Origin of the sequence: Marinobacter salinexigens, assembly GCF_008370345.1 — a bacterium.
Lineage (GTDB): Bacteria > Pseudomonadota > Gammaproteobacteria > Pseudomonadales > Oleiphilaceae > Marinobacter > Marinobacter salinexigens.
On record NZ_VTUU01000009.1, the window covers coordinates 28,419 to 52,216 of the forward strand.

General features: G+C 55.4%; 20 protein-coding genes. 11 read left to right on the forward strand and 9 right to left on the reverse strand.

Annotated features, from left to right (window positions below):
• The first annotated feature begins 210 nt into the window (after positions 1-210).
• Entirely contained in the window at positions 211-1,173 is a 963-nt protein-coding gene (locus tag FWJ25_RS15790) for a porin (RefSeq protein WP_149601228.1), read from the forward strand.
• Positions 1,174-1,259: 86 nt separating this feature from the next.
• Positions 1,260-2,120: a CYTH domain-containing protein gene (locus FWJ25_RS15795; RefSeq protein ID WP_149601229.1), complete on the forward strand. Its 861-nt coding sequence runs from the start codon at positions 1,260-1,262 to the stop codon at positions 2,118-2,120.
• 5 nt (positions 2,121-2,125) lie between these two features.
• On the opposite strand, the gene FWJ25_RS15800 is transcribed toward FWJ25_RS15795, so the two are convergent.
• Complete coding sequence (locus tag FWJ25_RS15800; RefSeq protein WP_149601230.1) at positions 2,126-3,292, reverse strand: potassium channel family protein; 1,167 nt, start codon at positions 3,290-3,292, stop codon at positions 2,126-2,128.
• An 80-nt stretch (positions 3,293-3,372) separates the two neighbouring features.
• Here FWJ25_RS15800 and glnE point away from each other — a divergent pair, with 80 nt between their 5' ends.
• From glnE to FWJ25_RS15815, 3 genes are all read left to right on the forward strand, one after another.
• Positions 3,373-6,279: a bifunctional [glutamate--ammonia ligase]-adenylyl-L-tyrosine phosphorylase/[glutamate--ammonia-ligase] adenylyltransferase gene (gene glnE / locus FWJ25_RS15805; protein ID WP_149601231.1), complete on the forward strand. Its 2,907-nt coding sequence runs from the start codon at positions 3,373-3,375 to the stop codon at positions 6,277-6,279.
• Between the two features lie 76 nt (positions 6,280-6,355).
• A complete protein-coding gene (locus tag FWJ25_RS15810; RefSeq protein ID WP_149601232.1) occupies positions 6,356-7,282 on the forward strand; it encodes a branched-chain amino acid transaminase in 927 nt (308 codons plus the stop codon).
• A 119-nt stretch (positions 7,283-7,401) separates the two neighbouring features.
• Entirely contained in the window at positions 7,402-7,806 is a 405-nt protein-coding gene (locus tag FWJ25_RS15815; RefSeq protein WP_149601233.1) for a DUF6165 family protein, read from the forward strand.
• Between the two features lie 62 nt (positions 7,807-7,868).
• On the opposite strand, the gene FWJ25_RS15820 is transcribed toward FWJ25_RS15815, so the two are convergent.
• Positions 7,869-8,906 (reverse strand): glycosyltransferase family 9 protein, encoded by a 1,038-nt coding sequence (locus FWJ25_RS15820; protein WP_149601234.1) that lies wholly within the window; start codon positions 8,904-8,906, stop codon positions 7,869-7,871.
• 151 nt (positions 8,907-9,057) lie between these two features.
• Here FWJ25_RS15820 and FWJ25_RS15825 point away from each other — a divergent pair, with 151 nt between their 5' ends.
• The 4 genes from FWJ25_RS15825 to FWJ25_RS15840 are packed head-to-tail and all read left to right on the forward strand — an operon-like array spanning position 9,058 to position 12,996.
• Positions 9,058-9,774: a 3-deoxy-D-manno-octulosonic acid kinase gene (locus FWJ25_RS15825; protein WP_149601235.1), complete on the forward strand. Its 717-nt coding sequence runs from the start codon at positions 9,058-9,060 to the stop codon at positions 9,772-9,774.
• Positions 9,771-10,889, forward strand: a complete 1,119-nt coding sequence (locus FWJ25_RS15830; RefSeq protein WP_149601236.1) for a glycosyltransferase family 4 protein — start codon at positions 9,771-9,773, stop codon at positions 10,887-10,889. Before FWJ25_RS15825 ends, FWJ25_RS15830 begins: the two co-directional genes overlap by 4 nt.
• Entirely contained in the window at positions 10,890-11,966 is a 1,077-nt protein-coding gene (locus FWJ25_RS15835) for a CDP-glycerol glycerophosphotransferase family protein (protein WP_149601237.1), read from the forward strand.
• Between the two features lie 25 nt (positions 11,967-11,991).
• Positions 11,992-12,996 (forward strand): polysialyltransferase family glycosyltransferase, encoded by a 1,005-nt coding sequence (locus FWJ25_RS15840; protein WP_149601238.1) that lies wholly within the window; start codon positions 11,992-11,994, stop codon positions 12,994-12,996.
• Positions 12,997-13,023: 27 nt separating this feature from the next.
• Here the strand turns inward: FWJ25_RS15840 and FWJ25_RS15845 are convergent, their stop codons facing one another.
• Genes FWJ25_RS15845 through FWJ25_RS15855 form a run of 3 tightly spaced genes read right to left on the reverse strand, consistent with a single transcriptional unit; the run spans position 13,024 to position 17,368 of the window.
• On the reverse strand, positions 13,024-15,039 hold the full coding sequence (locus FWJ25_RS15845) for a glycosyltransferase (RefSeq protein ID WP_149601239.1): 2,016 nt from the start codon (positions 15,037-15,039) through the stop codon (positions 13,024-13,026).
• Positions 15,040-15,050: 11 nt separating this feature from the next.
• On the reverse strand, positions 15,051-15,956 hold the full coding sequence (locus tag FWJ25_RS15850) for a lysophospholipid acyltransferase family protein (RefSeq protein WP_149601240.1): 906 nt from the start codon (positions 15,954-15,956) through the stop codon (positions 15,051-15,053).
• Positions 15,953-17,368 (reverse strand): mannose-1-phosphate guanylyltransferase/mannose-6-phosphate isomerase, encoded by a 1,416-nt coding sequence (locus FWJ25_RS15855; protein WP_149601241.1) that lies wholly within the window; start codon positions 17,366-17,368, stop codon positions 15,953-15,955. The genes FWJ25_RS15850 and FWJ25_RS15855 overlap by 4 nt, the downstream gene beginning before the upstream one ends.
• A gap of 128 nt (positions 17,369-17,496) precedes the next feature.
• Here FWJ25_RS15855 and FWJ25_RS15860 point away from each other — a divergent pair, with 128 nt between their 5' ends.
• Complete coding sequence (locus FWJ25_RS15860) at positions 17,497-18,309, forward strand: glycosyltransferase family 2 protein (protein ID WP_149601242.1); 813 nt, start codon at positions 17,497-17,499, stop codon at positions 18,307-18,309.
• Here FWJ25_RS15860 and FWJ25_RS15865 read toward each other — a convergent pair.
• The 4 genes from FWJ25_RS15865 to lpxL are packed head-to-tail and all read right to left on the reverse strand — an operon-like array spanning position 18,294 to position 22,438.
• The gene (locus FWJ25_RS15865; RefSeq protein ID WP_149601243.1) at positions 18,294-19,361 is read right to left on the reverse strand and encodes a glycosyltransferase; all 1,068 of its coding nucleotides are present in this window, start codon (positions 19,359-19,361) and stop codon (positions 18,294-18,296) included. The genes FWJ25_RS15860 and FWJ25_RS15865 overlap by 16 nt on opposite strands.
• A complete protein-coding gene (locus FWJ25_RS15870) occupies positions 19,358-20,473 on the reverse strand; it encodes a glycosyltransferase family 4 protein (protein ID WP_149601244.1) in 1,116 nt (371 codons plus the stop codon). The genes FWJ25_RS15865 and FWJ25_RS15870 overlap by 4 nt, the downstream gene beginning before the upstream one ends.
• Positions 20,470-21,456 carry a mitochondrial fission ELM1 family protein gene (locus FWJ25_RS15875; RefSeq protein WP_149601245.1) on the reverse strand — a complete coding sequence of 329 codons (987 nt, stop codon included), beginning with the start codon at positions 21,454-21,456 and terminating at the stop codon, positions 20,470-20,472. The genes FWJ25_RS15870 and FWJ25_RS15875 overlap by 4 nt, the downstream gene beginning before the upstream one ends.
• Before the next feature lie 34 nt (positions 21,457-21,490).
• Positions 21,491-22,438, reverse strand: coding sequence for an LpxL/LpxP family Kdo(2)-lipid IV(A) lauroyl/palmitoleoyl acyltransferase (gene lpxL / locus FWJ25_RS15880; protein WP_149601246.1), 948 nt, complete (start codon positions 22,436-22,438; stop codon positions 21,491-21,493).
• Positions 22,439-22,514: 76 nt separating this feature from the next.
• On the opposite strand from lpxL, the gene waaA reads away from it, so the two are divergent.
• Positions 22,515-23,768 (forward strand): lipid IV(A) 3-deoxy-D-manno-octulosonic acid transferase, encoded by a 1,254-nt coding sequence (gene waaA / locus FWJ25_RS15885; protein WP_149601247.1) that lies wholly within the window; start codon positions 22,515-22,517, stop codon positions 23,766-23,768.
• Positions 23,769-23,798: the final 30 nt, after the last annotated feature.

A 23,798-nucleotide genomic window follows, 5' to 3' on the forward strand; every position in this document is an offset into this window, starting at 1 on the left:
GCTTTAAGAAGATCCCGTAAGTGATTGACCTGTATAGATCTGCTGGATTGCGGATTTTCAGGATACAGAGAAAAGTTATCCTTCATGTCACAAAACTGACATAAGGGTAATGCAGAATCGGGCACATCCAGCATGACTGGTGATGCCTTACAAAATCGGGATAAGAACCCGTCGCTAAAACCTGAGTTAACTCAAAAAGGAAGACGCAACATGAAAAAAACGCTCCTCGCATCTGCTATCGCTGCTGCTACCGCGTTCTCTGGCGCTGCTGCTGCCGCTGACAACATGCCGACTGTTTACGGTAACATTCAGCTGGCTATCAGCCATTCTGATTCCGATCCCGGTTCTTCCGCTGTTGATTTCCTCGACAACGGTTCTACCCTGGGTGTTAAGCACTCCCACGAGATTGCTCCTGGCATCGAAGGTTTCTTCAAGGCTGAGCTCGAGTTCGACGCTGACGACAAAGCCGGCAATGGCGGTCTGAACGCATTCGACGAAGCCTACATCGGTATTAAAGGCGACAGCTTCGGTACTATCTGGGCCGGCTCTGATGACTCTACTTACGAGTCTGCCATCGACGAAATTGCCAACTACTACGAGTACGCCTCTCAGAACATCGGTGGCTCCTACGACACCGGCGAAGGTGACCTGGTTCAGTACAGCTCCCCAAGCTTCGGTGGTCTGCAGCTGCACGGTGCTGTTCAGATCAATGGCGATTCCACCACTGGTGGCAAGTCCTACCCGTACCAGCTGGCGGCTACTTACGCTGTAGACGCGTTTGAGCTGGCCGTTGCCATGGACTCCAACGACGGTACTACTTCTTACTCCTCCAACGGTGCGGACGTAAACAACGAAAACACCTACGGTGCTCGTGGTAGCTACACCGCTGGCGACCTGCGTCTGACTGGTCAGTTCCAGACTCGTGAAGACGTTGGTGACGTTTGGGGTGTATTCGCTGGTTACTCTGTAGGCGCTAACACCTTCGCTCTGTCCTACGAATTCGCTGACGGTGCTGACTCCAACGAGGAAGCGTCTACCGTTTCTGCACAGGCTCTGCACAACGTGTCTGACAACATGTACGTTTGGGTTGAAGGTTACCTGAACAACTCTGAAGACGTATCTTCAGACGTAGACAACACTGATCTGGCTATCGGTGCTGTTTACTACTTCTGATCACTCTCTGAGTTGATTGGATAGCCGAAACCGGCAGCCTGAGGGCTGCCGGTTTTTTATTTTCAGGCGCTGAAAAAGGAGGCGTCATGTCGGAAGAGCTCGAAATAAAGCTGACACTCTCAGGCGATGCGTTACCGCAGGCACTGGATTGGCTGCTGGCTCAGCCGGAGGCCATCAAGGGCAATGAAAAGCTGCTGGTGAATCGCTATTTCGATACGCCGGGCTCTGACCTGAACCGTCAACGGGCGGCCTTGCGGGTACGGCAGGCTGGTGGTCGGTTTATCCAGACACTTAAAACCCGCGGCGAGTTCGTTGATGGTGCCCATAAGCGGCAGGAGTGGGAATGGCCCCTGCAGGGTGCCGGTCTCGATATGTCCCTGCTGGCCGCAACCTCGTTGGGTGATGCGGTGGACTTGAGCAGTCTGTACCCTGTGTTTGAAACGAATTTCCGCCGCCAGGTCGTTGATCTTCAGCTGGGGGCTACAGAGGTTGAAGTTGCCGTTGATCATGGTGAGGTTATCTCCGGTAACGCCGTAAAGCCACTTTCAGAGGTTGAGTTTGAGCTGAAGGCGGGCGACCCCGGGGCGCTGGTGCAATGGGCCATGAAGCTGGCAGAACAGGTTCCCGTGTTTCTGAACCTTGTCAGCAAAGCGGAGCAGGGATATTACCTCGCCGGGCTTCACACACCTCAGGCCTGGCCGGAAGGCAACGGATCTCCACTCTCGGTGACCGACTTTCTTTATGGGCTCAGCGTTCTGTGGTTAACCGGTGAGGTCGTGTCTTTTGATCAGCTGGACCTGTCTGATGTGGCGAACAGGGCAAAAGAGGCTGGTGCGAGTGATCTGTTTGCCAGAGTGGTGGACGCCGCTGCGGCGGGAGTCGGGCTCGATGCACTGATCAACGAGGGTGTGCTGGGTCGCCTGCAGTTGTCCATTGCAGCCGCCTGACCGAATCAGGCGTCTGTGGCCGGCTCCTCAGTATTGTCTTTGTTATTGCTTTTGGCGTGCCAGCTGGCGATGAATGCCCGGTAGCGATCAAGCGCTTCTCTGACCATCTCGACATCGGGCGTGTTGGTTGACTTCACCAGTACGATCAAACCCTTCCCTTCAATCTCTTCCGAAGTCGGTGGATGGCAGATAACTTCGTCATCCTTGTCGATGTAGGCGAGTGCTGTGCCGATGCCGTGGCGTACCAGGGCGCTCACAATGTCGGCCCAGTTCAGATCATCCAGTGGCAAATCGTAACGATGAGGGTGGTCGTGTTCGTAGTTGAACAAATCCTCCAATACCTTCTCGGATCCCGGCGCTACGACCGATCTCACCATGATTTCCGGATACGTGCGCACGGGTCGTATGACGGTCCGGATTCCCAGTGCCTTGAACCGGCTGCGGTTCTCGTCGCTGACACACTCCACCGTAGCGCGGTTTGCGAGGTTCAGTTCGCTCAGACGATGGGAGATATCGAAGGTCAGGCTATCGGAAATGGGATCGGATTCATCGGATGCCAGCACGATAATGTGTCGGGCGCTGCCCGCGTGAACAGCTCTCAAAGCCTGGGCGTCAAACCCTGCACCATGATAATGCACCAGCCCTACGTCAGACAGTTCTGTGGGAAGTCCCTGGGGGAACTGGCGGGTCAGTAGCATAATGGGGATGGTTTCATAGCCCGGAATGGATCGTATCTGGGACGCAAAACGCATGAAATACTGCTCACCGCCGTTCCTGGGTGTGTTGATGATGACGATATGGTCTTTCATGGTGTAGATCCACCTCCCCGTAAGAATGCGTTCCCGGCGATAGAACCGGTATTCGATAAAGTCACTGACGATCAGCGTCAGGAGAGTGATCGCCCCGACGAACATGATCAGAATGGTGCTGAGTCGTCCGATGGTTGTCTGGGGCGAGTAATCCCCGTAGCCAACGGTAGATACCGTTGTCATGGTGATCCAGACTGACTCAAACAAGGTCAGGTCTTCCACCGTCCAGATAACCAGTATTTGCAGCAGCAGCAGTCCGGCGAGAATCGCGAACAGCCTTTTCATGCGGTGCCTGATTAACCCTCCCATGGACAGGTGAGGTTGTTGATGTTCAGGATTGAGCGGGCGACGGTTTCTCTGCATCCCTGGGTCTGGCCTGTTCAGTCGCGGGTAAGTTCGTTATACAGTACCGGAAATATAACAGAGAGACAGGGGTTTGCATTATGTCCGAGCCATGGAATTCCCTTCCAGTACCGTTGGCTGACGAGATTTCAGGATGTTGGTCTTCAGTATTTCCTGACGGTTTCCCGGATTGGCTTAAGAGTGCTGAGGGAATGACGGAAGGTGTCGTGGCAGGTGCTTTTGCACGCAGCCTGTTTCTCAGGCAAACCGTAGAGCGTCATCCGGAACAGGTGAGGGCGATGATGGTTTCCCGGAGTCTCACAGAGGCGACGACGGCAGGCTACCTGGAACAACGTTGGCAGGAATATCTTGCCGATGTTGATAGTGAAACGTCTCTGCATGCCGCACTTCGGCAGTTCAGACGGGAAGCCCAGTTCAGGATTATCTGGCGGGATCTTATGCGCTGGGCCGACCTGTCTGAGACCATGCTCGCCACCAGTGGTTTTGCCGATACCTGCATTCAGGGAGCACTTGATTGGCTGTATGACGATGCCTGCGAACAGTCAGGAACGCCGTGGGGCGAGCACCCGGTAACCGGTGAGGATGCACCTCAGAAAATGGTGGTGCTGGGAATGGGCAAGCTGGGTGGCCGGGAACTGAATGTTTCCTCTGATATCGACCTGATTTTTGCGTTTCCAAGTGGTGGAGAAACCCGGGACGGTCGGCGCTCTATCGACAATCAGACCTTTTTTATCCGGCTGGGGCAGCGTCTCATTCAGGCGCTGGACCAAATAACCGGAGATGGCTTCGTGTTCCGTGTGGATATGCGGTTACGTCCATACGGACAGAGTGGCGCGCTGGCACTGAGCTTCGCGGCTCTGGAGGCGTACTACCAGGATCAGGGGCGGGACTGGGAACGCTACGCCATGGTCAAGGCCAGGGTAGTGGCCGGTGATCAGGAGGCGGGTCAGGTTCTGATGGAGAGCCTTCGTCCCTTTGTTTATCGCAAATACATTGATTTCAGTGCGTTTGAGTCGCTGCGCAGTATGAAGGCGATGATCAGTCGGGAAGTGCGGCGTAAAGGGCTGGAAAACAATATCAAGCTGGGTAGCGGCGGGATCCGGGAAATCGAATTTGTTGTCCAGGCATTCCAGCTGATTCGTGGTGGCCGGGACAGGGAGCTGCAGCAGCGGGAACTTCTGGTCATCCTCAAGGAACTGGAAGAACTGGAGCTTTTGCCCTCCCGGGTGGTGATCGAGCTCCGTGAGGCTTATGTGTTTCTCCGCAATCTGGAGCACGCATTGCAGGGTATGGAGGACAAGCAGACCCAGCTCCTGCCCGATGATGATCTGAGCAGAGATCGGGTCGCTTTGATCATGGGGTTTGACGACTGGGCTGGCTGCGAACACGCCCTGAACCGCCATCGTGAACAGGTGGCTACTCACTTCTCGGATATCATTACTACGGAAGACGAAGAGGAATCGGGGGCGGATGCCCTCGACGAAGGTTGGCATGAACTCTGGCTGGCGGAAGTCGAGGAAGAGGCCGCAACCCGCTGGCTTTCGGACCATGGTTATGAGGCGCCTTCAGACAGCTATAAGGCCTTGTGTGATCTTCGTGAGAACCGGACTGTACAAACCATGCAGACTCAGGGGCGAAAACGGCTGAACCAGTTCATGCCGATGCTGCTGAATGCGCTTACAACGGTGGACAATCCGTCGGAGACACTGTCCCGGGTTCTTCAGTTGGTGGAAGCCATACTGAGGCGCACGGCCTACATGGTGTTGTTGCTGGAAAATCCAGGGGCCGGTACCCAGTTGGTCAGGTTGTGTAGCGACAGTCCCTGGATTGCCAGGCAACTGGCGGAGACGCCTCTGCTGCTGGATGAGTTGCTGAATGCCGAGAGCCTGTATCACCCGCCGGCAAAAGAACAGCTGCAGGACGACCTGAGGCAGCAGATGTTGAGGATTCCTTTCGAGGACCTCGAAGAGCAGATGGAATCCCTTCGCCATTTCAAGAAGGCGCATATCTTGCGAGTTGCTGCATCGGAACTTAAAGGCACCCTGCCGTTGATGAAGGTCAGTGACTACCTGACCTGGATTGCCGAAGTGGTACTGGATCACGTGGTCGACGTGGCTTATGCCAACCTGGTCAGTCGTCACGGTTATCCCGGGCGAGCGGATGGGGAAACGGGAGAAATGGACTTTGCGGTGATCGGCTATGGCAAACTTGGCGGGATTGAGCTGGGATATAGCTCTGATCTTGACCTGGTGTTCGTTCACAAAGGTGATCCGGAACTGTCCACCGACGGTGATAAGCCTATCGATAACGCCGTGTTCTATACCCGGCTGGGTCAACGGATTGTGCATATTCTCAATACCCAGACGCCATCGGGACAACTCTATGAAGTGGATATGAGGTTGCGGCCGTCTGGTAACTCGGGGTTGTTGGTCAGTACGCTTCAGGCGTTTGATAAATACCAGCGGAACGATGCCTGGACATGGGAGCATCAGGCGCTGTCCCGTGCCCGGGGTGTTGCGGGGTGTCCGGAAACCCTGCAGTCCTTCGAGCGCATCAGGCATGATATTTTGTGCCAGCCACGGGAGCGGGAGGCGCTGCGAAAGGAAGTGGTGGATATGCGCGAGAAAATGCGGGCGAACCTAGGTACCCCCGCCAATCGCCAGACGGAAACCTTTCACATCAAGCATGATGCCGGCGGTATCGTTGATATTGAATTCATGGTTCAGTACCTGATGTTGGCCTGGAGTTCCGATCACCCGGAACTTACCCAATGGTCAGACAATATCCGTCAGATGGAAGAGCTGGGCCGGGCCGGGCTGATACCGGTTGAGGACACGGAAAGGTTGCGGGAGGCCTTTATTGCCTTGCGCTCCACCATCCATCGCCGGGCGTTGCAAAACCTTAACAGCCAGGTGGAAGGAGGTTCTTTCCCCGAGGAAAGAACCTATATCCGGGCTATGTGGAAAAAAGTCATGATGGACAGCTGAGCAAATTCATTTCTGGCGAAAATTCCTGCTAGAATGCCGGTTCCCCGAAAACCGCTTTATTTAGGAGCAACGTAGAATGTCGATGGCTGATCGCGATGGCCTTATCTGGCTTGATGGTGAAATGGTTCCCTGGCGGGAAGCAAAAACCCATGTACTCACCCACACCCTGCATTACGGCCTGGGCTGTTTTGAAGGCGTGCGTGCGTATAACACCGCGAATGGCCCGGCGATTTTCCGTCTCAAAGAGCACACTGACCGTTTGTTCCGTTCTGCTCACATCCTCAACATGAAAATGCCGTTCACCAAGGACGAGCTCAATGAGGCACAGTGCGCAGCGGTTCGCGAGAACAACCTCGACGAAGCGTACCTCCGCCCGATGGTATTCCTTGGTTCTGAAGGTATGGGTCTGCGCGCAGACAACCTGAAGGTTCATGTGATGGTTGCCGCCTGGAGCTGGCCATCCTATATGTCTCCGGAAGCCAAGGAAATGGGTATCAAGGTGCGTACGTCATCGTATACCCGCCACCACGTAAACATCACCATGTGTAAAGCCAAGGCGAACGGCAACTACATCAACTCCATGCTAGCGCTCAACGAAGCGATTTCCGGCGGTGCCGAAGAAGCTCTGTTGCTGGACAATGAAGGTTATGTTGCTGAAGGTTCGGGGGAAAACATCTTCATTGTGCGTGACGGTGTTCTGCATACTCCAGAGCTGACCTCGTGCCTTGAAGGTATTACCCGCGCCACCATCATCGACTTTGCGAAAGATCAGGGGCTGGAAGTTCGTGAGCGTCGGATCACCCGCGATGAAGTCTACATTGCGGAAGAAGCCTTCTTTACCGGAACTGCCGCAGAAGTTCTGCCGATTCGTGAGCTGGACGGCCGCTCGATTGGAGCCGGTAAGCGTGGACCAGTGACCGAGAAGCTCCAGTCACTGTACTTCGATGCAGTGAAAGGGAAGCTTCCTGAACACAGCGAATGGCTGACACCCGTCAACGGCTGAGAGGTCGATCTCGGGAAGTCTCTGAGTAAAGGCCGCCTTCTGTTATTTGGCAGAGTGGCGGCTTCTGTTTTTTGATACAACTGATTTTTGATACACCAGATAGTGGGCAGGAACAGATAATGGCAGATGTCATCAAAGTCCCGGTTTCCTTCGGGGAAGTTCTCGACAAGATCACCATTCTTGAGATCAAGTCCGAGCGCATCAAGGACGAAGCCAAGCTCAACAATGTCCGTCTCGAGCTTGAAGAACTGAGTGAGACCTGGAATGAAGCCGTTCCGGATCAGAACGCAATTGCGGATCTTCGTCAGCAACTTAAAGCCGTTAACGAAGAGCTTTGGGTGATCGAGGATGATATCCGGGATCAGGAAGCGGATCAGAGCTTCGGGCCGAAGTTCATCGAGCTGGCTCGGGCAGTCTATGTGACAAACGACAAGCGAGCTGCGATCAAGAAAGACATTAACCTTGCATTGGGCTCTCGTTTTGTTGAAGAAAAGTCCTATCAGGATTACACAGCCAGAAAGTGATTCTGGTCCGGGGCTGGTGAAGGGTGCCGCTGGCGAGCACCCCATCAGTCCCCGTCACTGTTTTACGATCCCGCCTTTTCCTTGAACCACCGATCCAGAATATCGGTAGTGTCTTCAACGGTCACCAGCTCCATCGCACCTTCGAATTCTGCCTTCGCCCCCCACCGAGCCTCCCCAACGGCTTTTCCGGTGAATTTTTTGAGGGCTTCGGGGTAGCGGTTGACGCACCATTTGAGCGAATTGTATGGGCCAGAGCGGTTCGGGTTACTGGCGGCAAACAGGCCGAGTACATCGGTCCCCACCGCGCTGGCGATGTGTGCGGGGCCGGTATCAGGGGCGACCACCAAGTCGGCATGAGTCATCATGGCGGTTAGTTGTTTGAGGGTATCCTGGCCACAAATGTTCAGAGCCTTTTCCCTCATTGAGGCTTCGATGGCAGAGCAGTACTCTTTCTCAAAAGGCGCCGGGCTTCCCACAAGGATCACGTTCATACCGTAAGTTTGTATGGCGTAGTCGGCAAGGCGTGCATAGCGCTCGGCGGGCCAGTTACGGAGTGCGTGGCTGGCACAGGGGCTGATGACCAGATTCTTGCGGTCGCTGGCAAGGTGTTTGTAGGCGAACTCATGATCTGACTCGCTCAGGGGGATGTTCCAGCGGGGAGGTGCGGCTTTCAGGCCGATGGGTTCAAGGAAACTGGCAAGGCAATCGCGAACGTGCTGCTCTGGTGCAGCAGCGATGCGCTTGTTGATAAACAGGCTGTGAAGATCCTTGCTGCGGGCGTAGTCATAGCCAACCCGTACGCGGGCGGGAATGCAGGCAGCGGCAAGGTTGGCGCGGAATGCAACCTGCATGTGGAGCAAGGCATCAAAGCGCCGCCCTCTCATTTTCTGGCGCAGTTCCTTGTAGCCCTGTCGCCCTGCCTTCTTGTCGAAAATGATGAACTCGACACCGGGCAGATCGCCAATCAGTCTGGCTTCGATCTTACCAATCACCCAGGTGATTTCGATGCCTGGAACCTGTTCCTGAAGGCTCAACACCACGGGTATTACGTGGGTAACGTCGCCAATGGCTGACAAGCGAAGTATGCAGATGGATTTCATCAGGCAGTCGTCCGTTCCAGGTTATTCCGCCCCTTTTGTGGAGCTGGGTAGTCATTCGTTGATAAACTGGCGGCCATTCTATCCTACTCACCGGCACACGTCCTGATGCCTGTATGAGCAGGTGCAGTTGAACGATGTTAGTTAGGAAACCATGGCCGACTCCGAGATTATAGAGCGACACAAAGGCTCCGCGTTGCTGGTACATCCAGACTATCGGGGGCGGGTGACTGCCGAATGGTTCAGTGCCGAGTATTGGGGAGACTGCGCACGCCCTGTCAGCAGTGGCGGTCGAGGTGGTGCCTGGTTCATTGAAGCGGGCGAGGTGAGTCTGGTGCTGCGGGAATACCGTCGTGGAGGTCTGGCGGCGCGGATATCCCGGAAGACTTATGCTTACACCAAAGAAGCGGAAGTCAGGTCATTCTCGGAATTCCGATTGCTTGATCAGCTTTATCGGATGGGATTGCCCGTGCCCAAGCCCGTAGGGGCCTGGTACCGGAAAAGATCCCCAGTGCAATACCAGGCGTCTATTATCATTGAGCGGCTGAACGATACGGTACCGCTGGCGGAGTTGCTGGAAGATCTTGATCTCAAAGACTGGACTGCTCTGGGGCAGGTGATCCGTCGCTTCCATGATGCCGGCGTTCGCCATGCTGATCTCAACTGCTTCAACGTGCTGGTGCGGGGTAATGTCTATTACCTGATTGATTTCGATAAAGGCAGCATTGTCCCTCCCGGTTCGCCTTTGGACTGGAAAAGCCGAAACCTGGAGCGCTTTGCGAGGTCGATCAGAAAAGTCGCGGGCGATGCGGTCCAGGCCCGGGTCTGGGAACCTTTTATGACTGGATATAACGGGAGTCACTCTGTTTGACTGAACTAAACCGTGATAGTGAATTGCCTGCGATCCTGTGCCTGACGGATTCGTGTGACCGTCCAGAGTCCGAACTCTTTATCGGGCTCAGGAATGCTGGTTTTGATGTGGATGTCATGTGCAATCCCAAGGGTCGGAACTACCAGCGCCTGGTAGATGAAGGCTTGGTGGCCCAGCCGATGGCGTTGAAGAATCGTTTCGATAAAGAGGGCACGGAAGCGATCCGAAGCCAACTGTCGAAGAAACACTACGAGGTTATTCACGCCTATAACCCACGGGCACTGGCTTGTGGGTTGCGGGCGTCGAAAGGAACCGATATCAAAGTGGTGGCTTATCGGGGCGTCATTGGCAATATCAGTTTCGTGAATCCGGAATCCTGGATAACGTTTTTGCATCCAAGGGTCAGTAAGATCGTCTGCGTGGCTGATGCAATTAAAGACTATCTTGCCAGCCTTCATTTCCTCTGGATGCACATCCCTGACAGCAAGCTACAGCGTATCTACAAAGGGCATGATCTTGCCTGGTACCAGGCGGAACCTGCTGATCTCAGTGAGTTTGGTGTGCCGGAAGATGCTCTGGTGGTGTGTTGTACAGGCCGTAACAGCCCGAGAAAGGGGTTTGATGACCTGATTCAGGCCATGAACCATCTGCCGACGGACGCGAATGTTCACTTGCTGCTGGTTGGTGATGTCATTAACAGTGAGGAGATCCGGCAACTGGCTGAGCAATCCCCCCTTGCCGACCGGATCCATTTCACCGGATACCGCAATGATGCTCCAGCCATTGCAGCAGCCAGCGACGTGTTCGTGTTGCCCTCAAAAGGCCGGGAAGGTTTGCCCCGAGCTGTTATTGAAGCAATGGTCTATGGCGTTGCGCCTGTCGTTACCAGCGTTGGGGGCATGCCAGAGTTGGTGGAAGATGGTGTCAGTGGATTGGTTGTTCCGCCGGAGCATCCCGCTGCGCTGGCAGCAGCGATAGATCGTTTGATTAGGGACCGGGCATTGGCTGGCGCCTTGGGGGCGGCTGCGAGGGACCGGATTGCCCGGGACTTCCATACCTCCATGACGGTTCGAGAAACCGGTGAGCTCTACAAATCATTAACGGGCAGAAGCTGAATGCGTCGCTATCTGTTTTTCGTCAATCAGCCATATTCATACTCTATCCTGAGGCCGTTACAGGATGAAATCCGCCGTCGTGGAGACGAGGCCGCCTGGTTCGTAGCGGGGTGTTCCACTGCACCACTGCAAGCAGGAGAGCGTCGGCTGAAGACGGTCAGGGAAGTGATGGAGTTCAAGGCGGACGCGACGTTTGTGCCGGGAGACTGGGTTCCCTATTTCTTTCCGGGCATCAAGGTGGAAGTGTTTCACGGCATGGCACGGAATAAACGGGGCCACAGCAGTGAGGATGAAAGCGATCATTACCGGATTCGTGGGTGGTTTGATCTTTACTGCACACATGCGGTGAAGGACACTGCCAAGTTTCAGGCGTTGGCAAAGGAGCATGGGCATTTCGCGGTAGCGCATACCGGTTGGCCCAAGCTGGATCCGTTGCTGTCAGGCGCATCGTTGGGGAAACCGCAACGAGCGGAGGGAGAGGCCCCGGTCGTTTTTTATGCATCGACGTTCAGTCGTTCGGTGACCTCTGCACCTGCACTGGTAGACAAAATCGGTGAGCTTTCCCGAAGCGGACGATGGCAGTTTATTGTTACTCTGCACCCCAAAATGGATGAGGAGGTTGTTGAGCAGTATCGCAAACTGGCGGGTGATAACCTGAGATTTGTGGAGAGTGATGAAGATTTGCTTCCTATTTTGCCGGAAGCCGACGTTATGATGTGTGATACGTCCTCCATCATGTTTGAATTCATGTTCCTGGACCGCCCGGTAGTGACTTTCCGGACCAAGATGCCAGGGCCCTACCTGATTGATGTAGATAGCCCGGATGAGGTTGAGGCGGCGCTTGCCAGGGCGGTGTCGTACCCTGACGAGCTGATGTCGGAAACCCGTAGACTGTGTGACGATCTCCATAGTTTCCGGGATGGCCAGTCCAGCCCGCGAGTGCTGGATGCGGTTGAAAACTTCCTGCGGGATAAGCAGGGCGCACTGAAGAAAAAGCCGCTGAACCTGCTGAGGAAACTCAAGGTCAGGCGCCGGCTTCAGAGGGAACTGAAGCGGATGAAACAGCAGGACAGCTAATTTACATCTAACGGAATAAGCCAGCTTGACTAGCCTCGACACCACCCTGAATGTATTTGTGGTAAGTACACCGTTGCAACTGATCAGTTGCGCTGAGGCACGCCGCTATTATGGGTGTTCTGCCGCGGAGTCTCTGCTGGTTATCGCCCGACCGGACAACAGTGAAACAGAGTCTCAGCTCGCACTGCTGTCCACAGCCTTGGGGTGGCAGGACGTCGAGACGATACACCTGAAAAAAAGCTCCTTCTACCTGCATTTAGGTGGTGTGGCCCGATCCCTGGCGCATCGCCCCATTAAAAGAATGTTCATCGGTAACAAGGCCAGTTGGATTCACGAGGTTTTCTATCGGGGGTTCGACGCCGAGGAACTGGTTTTTGTGGATGATGGTCTGGCGACGGTCAAGTATTACCATGCCATCCACAACGAGGGGCTAGCGTCCCGGGTGTCGAAGGGAAAAGCCCGCTTGCTATCAGCCATGGGCATCCGGCTCCATCGGGTTGTACCCGAGGTCGTGTCCTTTTTTACTTTTTTCCCGTTGCCATGCACGGACAAGATCACGACTGTAATCCACGATTTTCCAGTATTTCGGGAAACGTTCCGGACCCGTGAGCATGTAAGCTCGGCACTGCCCCCGCTGATTGGCTTTCTGGGGCAGCCGTTTGGCGGTGGTATACGTCTGCAGCGGTTAAAACTTCAGATTGAACATGTACTGGAACGTCATCCAGACAGTCGTATTGTTTACTTTATGCACCGTAAGGAAGTCCGCGCAGAACTGGATTCACTGCTTTGGGGCTTGCCCGTAGAGGTGCGGCAGGCCGGCCGTCCTATCGAAGTGGAAGTTGCGCTTTCCGGAGAAAAGTACACGGCGTTTTACAGTTTCGCCTCCACGGCTCTGTTTACCCTGAAAAAGATGTTCCCCTATATCAACGTGTACCAGATTGACGATGAGGCCCTGGGCGCCCAGGTGCCTTATTACGAGGAAATCGTGTCCATGTTCCAGTCTGCGGGCGTAGAAGCCACCACTCTCTGACGGTTGGTCAGAGCTGGTGATCGGTCTTCATTCTTGCTGGCGCCTTGGGCGCTTCAGGGTCCACAATCCCGCATATTTGTTAAACGTAACCTGGGCGTAGGTAACGGCTGTCAGATAGCCGACAGAACCGTCGAGAAAACCAAAACGGATAAAATAAACCTGCACGAAGGTCATCAGGCCGCGAAGGGTAGGGTAGATCATTGTGCGGGTTTTCTTGCCCTTCCTGTGTTTTTCCAGTGATCCCAGCCAGGCATATTTTGCGCTTTTCTCCAGCGAATGGCCGAAGTCCCGGTGGGTGTAGTGCGTCAGGCGGCCTCGCAGAGTTTTGACTTTTCTCCCGGAGGGAATCAGGATGCGCTCATGAACCAGAGCATCCGAGAAGCTGACGCCCTCCCGCCGGAACAGTCTCAGAGGGGCTCTTCCACTTCGCCCGAAGTCCAGTCGTGAACCATAGATGGTGACCGCCCACGGTAATTTGTAGGCATCGGCATCCGGTGCTGCCAGGTGATGATTGATCTCCCTGGCCAGTTCTGGAGTGATTCTTTCATCGGCATCAAGTGACAACACCCAGTCGCCAGTCGCTTTTTCCAGTGCTCGTTGCTTCTGAATGCCAAAGCCTGGCCAGTCCGTCACTTCAACAATATCGGCATACTCGCGGGCGATGTCGACGGTGCGGTCGGTACTGCCACTGTCCAGAACAATGATTTCATCTGCCACCAGCCGTGCTGATTTCAAGCAATCGGCGATATGATCTTCTTCATTTTTGGTGATGATGGTGGCGGATACGGTACGTGATCGCGTACGCGTGTACGAAGCACTGAGTTCTGTATACAGCGCTGAGCCTATGGCAGCCACGTACACCATATAGAGTGTCAGGAAGAGGCTTCTGTCGAATGCTGCTTCTGTCAGGCCAAACATCAGATAGCCAACGCTGACCATGGTGCCCGCTACCGCCAAATGGGCCGCTGGAGCGTGGGAGCTGAACAGGTGGCGCCCGAACAGCACCATCGGGATGAAGATCAGAAATGTCCAGCTCAGAATGCCGGGAACACCGCTGGTTGCGGCATTATTGAGCAGATCGTTGTGGGCATGACCCGTACAGCAAAGGTAGGTCTTTGAGAGCTGCCCAGCTTCAACGGCATCCTCTATATGGTGGGTATAGCCCCCAAGGCCGGCGCCAAACCAGGGGTTATCGAGGAACAGACCGCTGGCCTGATCCCATATCTCGATGCGTTTGCCCATACCCTGCTCAAGCTGGCCCTTGTCAACAAGGCCATCAAGGGATTTGGACATACGGTCACTGGTAGTGACTGCGGTAACCAGGATGGCAGGGATCAGGAAAAGTGCCACGATTCGCAGCTTTTTGCTGACCAAGGGGATCAACAGGAGAAGCAGGAAGGGCAGTGCAACGAGGTTGCTCCGGGTTTCAGACAGCATGGAGATCAGGGCCGCTGTTGTGCCCATAGCCATCAATGCCAGAGCTGTCAGTGGCCGTTTGCTTTTCAGGAAGAAAAAACCACCGACGATGGTCAGCATTCCTCCCAGGAGTGCAAGGTTGCCGAAGCTGATGGGATTGATACCGCCACCGAACCGATACTTCATGATGCCGCCGAGAGCGCCTTTGCTCTCGATGATCACTGACAGAAGTATGGCAATCACTGAAACGGACATCAGAGCCGCCGCCAGGAATACCGTGCCGGCCCTTACCCTGGCAAAGGTAAATGCAGTGATCAGCGGCCAGAACAGGATAAAGCGGGCATGGGTGCCCAGTGTCTTGCCTCCGTCATAGTCGAATCCTTCAAGGGACCAGGAGCAAAGGCTTACCAGGAAGAAAAACCAGAAGGCAAAATGCAGAAGGCGCAGTTCCTTGGGCTTATCCCAGCCGGCTTCGTACAGGGTTTTGCGGAATGCGACCACCATACCGCTGATGGCCAGCAACAAAGTGGCAGCGGCAAGCAGGCTGGACGAGAGTAGTGCGCCCCCGAGGCCGGTCATTAGCAGAGCGTAAGATACCAGTCGGGACTTTGGCGTGGTGTCGGTCATGTCCGGCTCGTTCAGCAAATTCGGTCGGGGTTGTAGGGGTTGATCTCTCCGGGAGGCCGGTGCCGCATACGCTTGTATTCCCACTGATATTGTTCCGGAATCTGACGCACGCAGTCTTCGATGGATCGATTCATGGCGGTGGTTGCGATCACAGCGTCCTTGTCGCCGAGGCCGGCCTCAGTCCGCCTGACAACAATGCGGAAGCCACTGGCATCGGGCAGTCTTTCTGCATAGGTGATCAGCACCTTGGCACCGGTTCTTTGAATCAGTTTGGAAACCAGAGTCATGGTTTTGACTTCCATACCGAAGAAGGGGGCAAACGCATTGCCTTTCCCTCGTGGTGACTGATCCGGGAGGATACCTGCAACACCACCTTCACGGAGGATCGAGGCAAGTCTTGCGAGCCCTCGACGGTCGCCGCGCACCAGTTCGGAGCCAAGCCTGCCTCGTACGCGAACCATGTAGTTCTCGAACTCCGGCATGTTGGGCGGGCTATACAGTGCAGCCATTTTGTAACGGGACGAGAAAAACAGGCCCGCCAGTTCCCAGTTACCCAGGTGGGGGGCCAGCAGAATAAGGCCGTCCCCATCTGCCATGGCCTCGTCAATCAATTCGAGGCCTTCGGTTTCCCTGATCAGGCCCAGGCATTTTTCAACTGGCCACTCCCACATCAGGGGCACTTCCACCATGGTCATGCCAGTCTGGGCAAGGGATTTTCGTGACAAAGCAGCCCGTTCTCCGGGTGACAGCTCGGGCAGGCAAATATCCAGATTGATATCGGTTACCTGCCTGAGCTTGGTCGGCAGTCGCCATGACAGAAACCCGATGAGTTTCCCAATACGCTGAGCGTTGGCAAGAGAAAGCCAGCCGATCATTCTGAGCAGTCCGGCAATCAGGAAGTACTTTACTTTGCTCATTTTCGACCGTACCGATCCTCGTAACGAACGATGTCGTCTTCCCCGAGATATGAACCGGACTGCACCTCGATCAGCTCGAGATCAATGACACCAGGGTTTTCCAGAGAGTGTACCTGACCAACCGGTATGTAGGTTGACTGGTTTTCAGTCACCAGATAGGTCTCATCGCCGTTGGTTACTTTGGCGGTACCGCTGACAACAATCCAGTGCTCGGCGCGATGGTGATGCATCTGTACAGAAAGCTTCGCCCCGGGCTTAACGGTAATGCGTTTCACCTGGTAGCGGGTGCCATTGTCAATGGAGTCGTAAACCCCCCAGGGACGATATACCTCTCTGTGGTTCATATGCTCATGGCGGCCATCACTCTTGATCTGTTCCACCACAGATTTCACGTCCTGAACCCGATCTTTGTGGGCAACCAGAAGCGCGTCCTTGGTTTCGATAATGACCAGGTTGTCCACGCCAACGGTTGCGACCAGGCGGCTGTCGGCCCTGACCAGGGTGTTTGACGTGTCATGGGTGATGACATCTCCCGACAGGCTGTTGCCATCGGCATCTTTTTCGCTGACATCCCAGAGTGCAGACCAGGATCCGATGTCGCTCCATCCGGCATCCAGAGCTACAACGGCGGCCTTGTCGGTTTTTTCCATGACGGCGTAGTCGACAGAGTCGGACGGGCACTGGGCGAACAGCTCTGCATTCACCCGGGTAAAGTGAAGGTCCTCGGACGCGTCGGCGATGGCCGATTTGCACGCAGCGAGAATGTCTGGCCTGTGGGTTTCGAGCTCGTTCAGGTAGTCGCGGGCACCAAACAGGAACATACCGCTGTTCCAGAGGTATTCGCCAGAGTCGAGATAGGCTTTGGCAGTATCCAGATCGGGCTTTTCAACAAAACGGTCGACGGTGAAGCAATTGTCTGCAAGGTTGCTTCCCCGGTGAATATAACCGTAGCCAGTTTCTGGGTTGTGAGGCACGATGCCGAAGGTGACCAGCTTGCCCTGAGATGCGAGAGGGACGGCTCGCTCGACGCCTTCCTGGAATGCTGCGACATCGGTAATCAGGTGATCGGCCGCTAGCACCAGCATTAACGGGTTTTCGGTCTCCGAGTTGTTGCAAAGCTGGAGAGCTGCCAGAGCAATAGCAGGCGCAGTGTTGCGGCCACAGGGTTCCAGAATTATCCGGGTTTCTTCATGGCCTGACTGGCGCATCTGTTCCGCCGCGAGAAAACGATGCTCTTCGTTGCAGATCAAAAGCGGGCTGTCTGCATTCATGCCGTCCAGACGGGCAACGGTTGCTTGCAGCATGGACAATGGTCCATCGGTCAGCTTGAGAAACTGCTTTGGATTGAGCTGCCGCGATAGTGGCCAAAGTCTTGAACCTGTGCCACCGGCCATGATGACGGGATGAATCATGCGTCTACTCCGGACTAGAGTGATAAATTCCTCGAGAACCCTGATTTGGGATGCGTCATCTTAACACAGGCAGTTGATAATATTGCCTAAGTGAAGCCCCAACCAACGTGCCAAAACCAGGAGTTTTGATGAAACTGCCGTTATCTGTGTATTACATCACTCAGAATGAGGAAGTCCGGTTGCCTGAGTCGCTGGCCAGGGTTGTCGGATGGGTAGATGAGATTATTGTCGTCGACTCGGGGAGTACCGATGGAACCCGGGCAGTTGCAGAGTCGGCTGGGGCGCGGTTTGTCCACAATGACTGGCAGGGCTTTGCGTCCCAGAAAGCCTTCGCAGCCAGTTTATGCAGAAACGACTGGGTACTGGATCTGGATGCGGATGAGGTGCTGTCGGATCAGTTGGTTACCAACATAAAGGCCCTTTTTGCCAGTCAGGTCTCCGACGAGATTGCCGGTTTCAGGATGCGATGGGTGCTCTCCCAGCCAAACCCCCGACATCCCTTCCGGCACGATAAAAGCAAAAAAATTCTTCGTTTGTATAACCGAAAGCGTGCGGCCATTGAACCGGAAGCGGACAGCAACGATGACCGGCCCCGGGTTAAAAACGGCAGAGTGTTGGAGCTAAAAGGGGACGTGCTGCATCGCACCCTGATTTCACTGGAGCAGATGGAGAAGAAATACTGTCAGCTCTCGTCGGAGCAGGCCAGGTATATGGCGGCAAAGGGGAGGCGTATCTCCAGTGCCCGGCTCTTTGTTGAATTTCCTCTGAAGTTTCTCAAGTATTACCTGATCCATCGACAGGTTTTAAATGGCTGGTTTGGGTTGAGTGTGGCCATTACGGCTGCGAACCGTAACTTCATGAGATTGGCCAAGGCGAAGGAGTTGCAGATGCTGGCCGAGATAGAAAGCGAGTTGGATTCAAAGAGTCATGTGGGCGGGTAGCCCGCCAATGCGTCGACGTAAAGTTGTTCAGTTTGTTTCGCCATGGCTTCAAGCGTCAGCTTTTCCCTGGCGAAGGCCATTGCTGACTTCTCGGACGCCTTGAGCTTCTCCAACTCTCCAAGAGCCTGTGCGATGATGTTCTTAAAGCTGTCCATGCTGTGATCCTGGCTGAGGGCGTTTGCGGGAAGCATTTCCCGGCAGCCGGACACCGGCGTCGAAATAACGGGACAGTCAGCCAGCAAGGATTCCACGAGCGCATAGGGAAACCCCTCGCGATCAGAACTGATGACCGTCAGATCTGCCTGCTGGTAGGCCGGGGCCATCGGTTCCACAAAGCCGGGCAGGCTGATTGAATCTCCGGCATTGACTTCCCTGACCAGGTTTTCCAGATGCCTGCGTTCTGACCCTTCTCCGTAAATGGTCAGGTGCGCGTGGGAAAATGCCGAAGCCAACTCCGCCCAGGCCTTGATCAGCAGGCTGAAGTTCTTGACCGGCTCCAGTCGTCCCACGGCCACTACATTGAGTGAGCCGGCTACCATGCCGGGGGGGAGCCGGGAAGAGCACCCCGTTTGCGCGGGTATTGGCCGGGCAACGCCGTTGTATATCAGGTGACTGGACGGATGATCTAGCTGGTCGTAGATCTGCTGGCTGACGGCAATAACGTGATCCAGTTTTGCGAAGGGACCGTGGCTGGATTTGATGCCGTGAACGGTACCGATCCGCACCCTGGCAATTCCGCATGGTAGTCCGCTCAGTAATGTTGCTGCCTTGTTGCCCTGGGCGTGAATGATATCCGCGGCGATAGGGCGTAGCACCCGCTTTAACCTGTGGGACAGCCAGGGATTCCGCCGGCCCATTTGCACCGGTACCGGATGAAAGTGGGTGCTTGTTGAAAAACGATGCCTGTAAGCCTTATGAGCCAGAACATGGATCGTATGGCCGTGCCCTGCCAACGCGTCCGCAAGGTCTGCGGTGTGTTTTTCCATGCCACCCCATGTGGTGCCGGGTGTTGCGAGGAGAAAGGCTATCGTCAAGCCTGCCCTGTCGTTCATTGTCTGGCCTGGCGGGCGGCAAGTACCTCGTTGTATACCCTGAGAGATGACTCTGTCTGGGCCTGCAACCGGAACTGGTAGGGAATCTTGATGTCCGGTATGTCAGAGTCCAGAACCTTCATCGCGGTTTGGGCAAATGCGCTGATGTCATCGGGGGGAACCAGCCCCTCCTGATAGCAGGCCTGGAGGGTTTCTGCTGCTCCGCCCCGGTTAAAGGCAACAACGGGTGTGCCGGACGCCAGAGCTTCCGTGACGGTGCGGCCGAATGGTTCGGGCTTGGTGGACATGTGGCAGACGACGTCCGCGAACAGATACAGTTCTGCCATATCATTTCGTTGACCGAGAAACGTGACGTTGTTGGTCAGCCCGAGTTCTGTGCGGCGCCGTTCCAGCTCATTCATGAAACGTTCTTTGCCAGGTTCTACGCCGCCCACAATGATGCCGTGTGTGTTGGGACGGGTGCGAAGAATTTCTGCCATAGCCGCCAGAAAATGAAGCTGGCCTTTCCAGCGGGAAATGCGCCCGGGCATCATCAGTATTTTCTTGTCTGCAAACTGAGGGAAATCCCGTAGCAGGTTCTGTTTCCAGGATTCGTTCAGCTGACGATTCTGGAAGTAATCGACATTGACGCCGCGGTGAATGACGGTCAGCTTCTGTTCTGGCACCTGAAAGTGCTCAAGGACATAGTCCCTTACACAGGTGGATACGGCAATAATGCGATCAGCCCTGGTCATGATCGCGCTGTAGGGGTTAACTGAGTACATGCCGTGAAACGTGGACACGATTGCTGGCCGTTCGTAGTCGGCCAGTCCTCTCCAGGCCAGGTTAACAATCCAGGCGGGCATCCGGGAGCGGACATGAATGATGTCGGGCTTCAGGTCCCGTATGAGTTGCCTCATAGGGCGGATCTGTCCGAACGACAGGGGGGATTTTCGATGAATGGGCATTCGGATGTGCGTGCTGCCCTGAGCCCTCAGTTTCTCCACCAGGGGGCCGCCGTTGGAGACAACAAAGGATTCATGCCCGCGCTTTGCCAGATCGGATGCAAACTCAATGGTGCCGCGCTCGACTCCGCCACTGTATAGGGCGGGCAACGCCTGGAGTATTCTCAAGTTGTCGTCCTCTTGTCCGTTTTCCCCGACCGGAGGGGCAGAGGTAACAGGCGCCGGCTGATGACCCAGCGGGCAGCTCTGTCGGCTTCCCATAATCCATGTTCGAGAGTATGCCTGCCGGACATGACCGCTTCGTGATCACTCACTGGCGAGGCCAGGCCCTCCTTGACCAGATGCATGATGCCTTCTGCCACACGGCTGCCGGTCTTTGCGGGTAGTTCGAGCAGTCCGGTCGGTATTCCTGACGTCACGGCTTCGCAGACCATGGACATACTGTCGGGTGTCACCCACACGGCGCGAGACGCAGGCAGTTGATGATTGAGCCAGCTTTCGTGAGTTCGCCGGTGATCAACGACGGTTACTTTCAGATTGGCAAGTTCTTCCAGGCGGGTGAGAAGGTCGTCCGGGGTTCGCCGTGACCCACTGATCGTCCATCGCCACTGGGGATAATCCATGATCAGTTTCTGTGTCTGGCTGAATATCGAGTCGCTGTCCCACTCGAAGTGTGGCGATGGGCCGCCAATCAGGATCAGCGCCTCAGGTTTGTTGGTCACTCTGGCCAGTGGGGTGACGGTGTTGATGACGCCTTGAGTTGTCAGGATGCGAGGGGAACTGGCCGGGTGGTCATGGGAGGGGATCGCGGCGGCGTTAACCCAGCGAACCGGGAACCCCGGTTTCATGATGACCATCGTTTTTGCGTTGCGGGACTTTCTGAGCGCGAGCAGAAGCCTGTGAGTACCGGTTCCGGCAGCGATAATCAGGTCCGGGTTGGGAAGGTTTTCCGACTGTTTGGGCGGCCTTGCCAGGATAACCCTCCAGAGGGGAACTTTGCGTGCAGGAATTTCAACCCAGTGAAGGCTGGCTCCGGTCAGCACCCTCAGGCGGTTGCCAAGGCCTTTCAGCTGGTTTCTGTGGCCGGGCTTGTTGTCTGTTAACAGCCAGACAACGGGGGCCTGGTCATGATGGTCTTGCTGCCGTCCCATAGATCCGCACCATTGGTGACCTTGTTACGTCGGGTTACTTGCGCTGGTAGAAGCCCGGATCCTCAGGATCTGGGCGGGTCTTGAAGCGCCTGTGCATCCAGAGATACTGATCCGGAGCCCGACGGATTTCCTGCTCGATTTTGCTATTGATCGCGGTTGCATCCTGAAGGTCATCCCCGCTCGGGAAATTCTCCAGAGCCGGGTGAAAGTAAATATCATATCCGGGCTTGCCTTCCCGTCGGAAATGACTGAAAGGAACAATCTGGCAACCGCTGCGCTCGGCAATCCTGGAGGTAGCAGTAATGGTGCCTGTGGGGATGCCGAAAAACGGGGCGAAAACGATATCCTTACGGCCGTAGTCCTGGTCCGTGGCATACCAGACGGCGTGATTGCTTTTCAGGCTCCGGAACAAGCCCCTGAGATCTTTGGCGCCTAGTACAGTGCCATAACGCCGACCTCGTGCCCGTGTCATGACTGCATTCATAAGAGGATTATTGTGATCCCTCTGCATGACATCCGCACGGATGACCTGTGTGACCAGACTACCGCCGAGATCCAGTGTGCTGTAATGGCCACCAAGGAGTAATACGCCTTTGCCCTGGCTGAGTGCGTGTTCAAAGTGCTCCAGACCATGGATGTCCGTGATGCCCATCAGTTTCGATGGGTCCCGGAACCAGGCGATGCCAAGCTCCAGTATACCGATGCCATTGGCGATAAAGGCATTGCGCACGAGAGCCGCCTGTTGCTCGGCAGGCAGTTCCGGGAAACACAGACGGATATTGGTTTCGGTAATCCTGCGCCGGCTTCCGGCGATCCGGTGTGCCAACAGGCCGACCACTTTCCCCATCCACCACTGGAATCGAATCGGAAACTGGGCGACGCACCACATCACAGCAATGAGCACCCACGTCGGCCACCAGCGCGGGTGCCGGTATGCCGAGTAATCTGTGTTTCGTGGTAGTTTGCGGTACTTTTTCTTCACTTGTAAAAGGTCCTGGTCTTACGCAAAACAACGGGTTGTGCGCTATGATAACGCACTGGTTTGCCTGGAGTCCTGTGTGCTGCAATTTATCTATTCCCAACTCATTCGGCTTCTTCTGCCCTTTATTCTTGTGCGGTTGTGGTGGAATGGCCGCAACGCTCCGGAACTCCGTCGCAACTGGCAGCAACGGTTGGGGATTGTGTCCCGGGCCGACGGTCCGGTTGTCTGGGTTCATGCTGTATCGGTCGGGGAAACCATCGCTGCGGCTCCCATGGTCCGGCGCCTGCTCGCCCGTAACCCGGATATCACGATTCTGATGACTGCGATGACGGATACTGGTCTGGCGCAGGCAAGAAAGATGTTCGGCGACCAAGTCAGGTATTCCTATGCGCCGTACGATACTCCGGGGTCGATCCGGCGCTTCCTTGCAAGGGTCCGGCCCAGCATTCTCGTGATCATGGAAACCGAAATCTGGCCTAATATGATCCGCCAGTCCCGGGCACGGGGTGTGCCGGTTTTCCTGATCAATGCCCGCATGTCTGAACGATCGGCCCGTGGTTACGAAAGAGTTAAATCGCTGGCGGCCCCTATCATGAAAAGTATCAGTTGGGTGGCTGCCCAGGCGGAGAAAGACGCCGAAAGGTTGCGCAGAATAGGTGTCGCCGGGGATAAGGTCGATGTAACGGGAAGCGTCAAATTCGATGTCGATATTCCCGAGGCTGTCAGGTTAGCCTCCGAGACGTTCAAAGCCGCTCTGGCCGGGCGTCCGGTTTGGATTGCGGGTAGTACCCACAGTGGTGAGGATGCCCAGTTAATTGCTGCACATGAAAGGATACTGGCGGTGCATCCCCGGACCCTTCTCATTATCGTTCCTCGACACCCTGAACGTTTTGAACCGGTTGCGGAAAAAGTGGAGAAAGCGGGGCTATTGCTGGCCCGGCGTTCGTTGGGTGCGTCTCCCCAGGGTGCGCAGGTCTACCTCGGCGATACCATGGGTGAGTTGATGATGTTCTACGGTGCCAGCGACGTGGCCTTTGTTGGCGGATCGCTGATCGAGCGTGGCGGACACAATCCCCTTGAACCTGCAGCCTGGGGCATTCCTGTGTTCTCCGGCCCCCACATCTTCAATTTTGAAACGATCTACCAGCGGTTGCTGGATGATTCCGGTGTGAAACTGGTGAAAGACTCTGATGAGCTGGCGGACCACATTATCCGCCTGTTCAGTGATGAAACTGAACGGCAGATTATCGGTGCCCGTGCGTTGGCGGTCGTCGAAAGAAACCGAGGCGCGCTGGACAAGGTGGTGGACGGCATCGTTGCGAGGGTGTGATGGCGGGGTAGCGTTCCCCGCCATCTGAGC